Annotated in this window: 2 protein-coding genes and 1 pseudogene; all 3 read right to left on the bottom strand. The window is 62.3% G+C overall.

Translation table 11 applies throughout. The features are described 5' to 3' along the window. Positions 1–636, bottom strand: a pseudogene (locus HCZ87_RS20470) (IS3 family transposase); the annotation flags it as partial. Between the two features lie 61 nt (positions 637–697). Continuing rightward, positions 698–1735: an amidohydrolase gene (locus tag HCZ87_RS20465; protein WP_167646933.1), complete on the bottom strand. Its 1038-nt coding sequence runs from the start codon at positions 1733–1735 to the stop codon at positions 698–700. Then, positions 1735–2663, bottom strand: a 929-nt coding sequence (locus HCZ87_RS20460; RefSeq protein ID WP_175582343.1) for a tripartite tricarboxylate transporter permease, incomplete at its 5' end; no start/stop codon positions are given. The genes HCZ87_RS20465 and HCZ87_RS20460, both read right to left, overlap by 1 nt.

Genomic DNA, 2663 nt, shown 5'->3' with positions numbered 1-2663 from the left:
CATAGACGTTCGACACGTTTATCGTTCACCTGCCAGCCTGCGTCTCTCAGCAGAGCGGCAATCCGACGGTAGCCGTATCGTCCATACTGGCGTGTCAGCTCGATCATGTCCGCAATCAGACGGTCTTCGTCAGCCCGACCAACCGGCTCTCGTCTCTGTGTGGATCGATGCTGGCCCAGGACGCGGCAAACGCGACGCTCGGAAACCTTCATTTGGCTGCGCACAAGATCGATGCAGGCCCGGCGGCGCGAGGGGCTTAGGGGCTCCGCCCGTTCAGACCTGAATTGATCCACTGGATCAATTCCTAGACGGTCATCACTCCCTTTCCGGCCTCGGACAGGATCAATTTGTCCAACGTCAGGTCCGATACCGCTCTACGCAGGCCCTCGTTCTCCTTCTGAAGCCGCTTCAGTTCCTTAAGCTGCTCTGTACCCATGCCGTCGTACTTGTTTGGCGGGAAAACCGTCCACTGGACGGTTTTCTTTATCCGCCTGCACTCCAGCGGTCGTAAGTTTGTTCAGTCACGCCGATCTGTCTGATTGCATCAATCCGGGGCATGCCTTGCCCCATCAGCACTTCAACCTCCCGCAATTTCACGACAATCACTTCGGGCTTCGGTCTCTTATTGCCATCTATGGTCCTCCGCTTTCCTAAACATAGGGGCGGACCACTTCATGGGGGGAGGCTCAGGTTCTTTTCATGACGGTATCCTCCCAGTGTCATGTGCGAAAATCTGTTGGTCGATGCCGTAGCTCTGCGTCGCGCTGCGCCAGAACAGGGCGTCCTGGTCGTCGCGGCTCAGGGATGCGGCAAGGCGTTTGAAGGCATTCCAGAGCGCGCGATAGCTGAATTGCCCCTTGTCCACGGGAAAGTTGCTTTCGAACATCGCGCGGCGAGGGGTGAAAAGGTCGAAACAGGTCTCCACCCAAGGCCGCCAATCCTCGGCCAGGGTTGCAGAGTGCGGCGGCAGGGCGGCGTCGGTATAGGGCCAGCCAAAGACGCCAAGACCGAAGCCGCCGATCTTGATGCGTGTGTTGGGCAGCGCGGCGATGGCGGCCAGCGCGTTGCGCCAGTTTTGGAAATTCTCGGGGGCAAAGCGGTCATGCGGGCCGACCCCCAGAGGGCCGCCGCAGTGATTGACGATGATGGTCAGATCCGGCAGGGTCGCGGCAAGGGCGCGGACTTCGTCCAGTTGCGTCTGGTAGGCCCAGACATCGAGGCTCAGCCCCCGTGCCGCCACCGCTTGCGCCCCGTCGCGGAAGGCGTCCGAGCGCAAAAGACCGTCCGGCGGTGGCTTGGGGTTGGAGCGCACCAAAGGATCGGCATGCCATGCGGTGGTGTTTCGGATACCTTTGACGTGTCCGTGTCCAGCCTCGATCAGGGCGTCCAGCACCGGGCGCACACTGTCGCCCAGTTGCAGGTCGGCCATGGCAATGATGCCCACCGGAAAGCGATCCTGGCCGCGGGTCCAGTCCAGCACTGTTTCGACTTCGCCCACGGGGCGCAGCGCCTCTGGGCCATCGACCCGATAGCCGGTGCGACACTGGACAAAGAGGCTGGCCCGCACGTCATGGCCCGCACGCAGATCCGCCATCAACTCCTCTGCGCCGTAACGGCCCTCGGCTCGGTGCCAGAGGTGATGGTGGCAGTCGAAGATGGGTTGCCCCGGCGCAAGAATATCCTCTTGCATCAGGGCGAGCCATTCCTCGCGGACGGTATGATGCGGGCTGGCCATCAGACCTTTTTGCGGCCTGCAAGATAGCGCTTTTTCAGCGCCGGTCCGATGATGACCGCAATGGTGAGCGCGACGAGGATCAGGCTGGTGGTGTTCTGGAACAGGACCATGGGGTCACCGCGTCCGATCCGCAGGGCAAGGCGCAGGTTCTCTTCGGCAAAACCGCCAAGAATCAGGCCCAGCACCACCGGCGGCAGCGGGAACTTGAGCCGGTCCATCACCCAGCCGATCGCGCCGAACCCCAGCATCAGGTAGACGTCGAACATCCGGCCATGGATCGAGTAGACGCCGATCAGCATGAGCACGATGATCACCGACCCAAGGAGCGGGCGCGGCAGGTTCAAGAGGCGCGCAAAGGAGTTTGTCGCCAGCGAGCCACCCAGCAGGACCAGAAGGATCGCACCAAACAGGAACTGCCACATGAAGCCAAAGACGATCTCCGGGTTGTCGCGGAACAGCATCGGACCAGGTTGCAGCCCGTGCACCAGAAGGCCGCCCAGCATCACAGCGGCAACAGCGGTGCCGGGGATGCCCAGTGTCAGCGCCGGGATCAGCGCCGAGGCGGTATCGGCGTTGTTGGCGACCTCGGCGGCGGCGACGCCCTCGGGTTCACCCTCGCCCCAGGTTTCGGGGTGCTTGGAGGAGCGGCGTGCCTCGTTATAGGACATGAAGGCCGCCATGGAGCCGCCCGCGCCGGGCAGGATGCCGATCCAGATGCCTAGCAAAGATCCGCGTAGCCAGGTCTTCCAATAGGATTTCATGCGCGGCAGCGCCTTCCAGAGCGACTGGGTCCCCAGTTTGGAGCTGTTCACGCCATCGGTCTTCAGCGGCGTTTCCAAGAGGTCGATCACCGGCGGCAGCGCGTAGAGGCCGACCAGCAGGATCACGATGTTGATACCGTCCAGCATCTCCAGCTGGCCAAAGGTGA

It is taken from the genome of Phaeobacter sp. HF9A, from assembly GCF_011806385.1.
GTDB lineage: Bacteria > Pseudomonadota > Alphaproteobacteria > Rhodobacterales > Rhodobacteraceae > Epibacterium.
Note: the sequence above shows the minus strand (reverse complement) of the source record. Positions and strands in the feature narration are given on the sequence as shown.

Bases quoted from the DNA above. Each gene is read 5' to 3' on its own strand.
- HCZ87_RS20465 (WP_167646933.1), bottom strand. From the start codon at position 1,735: ATGGCCAGCCCGCATCATACCGTCCGCGAGGAATGGCTCGCCCTGATG.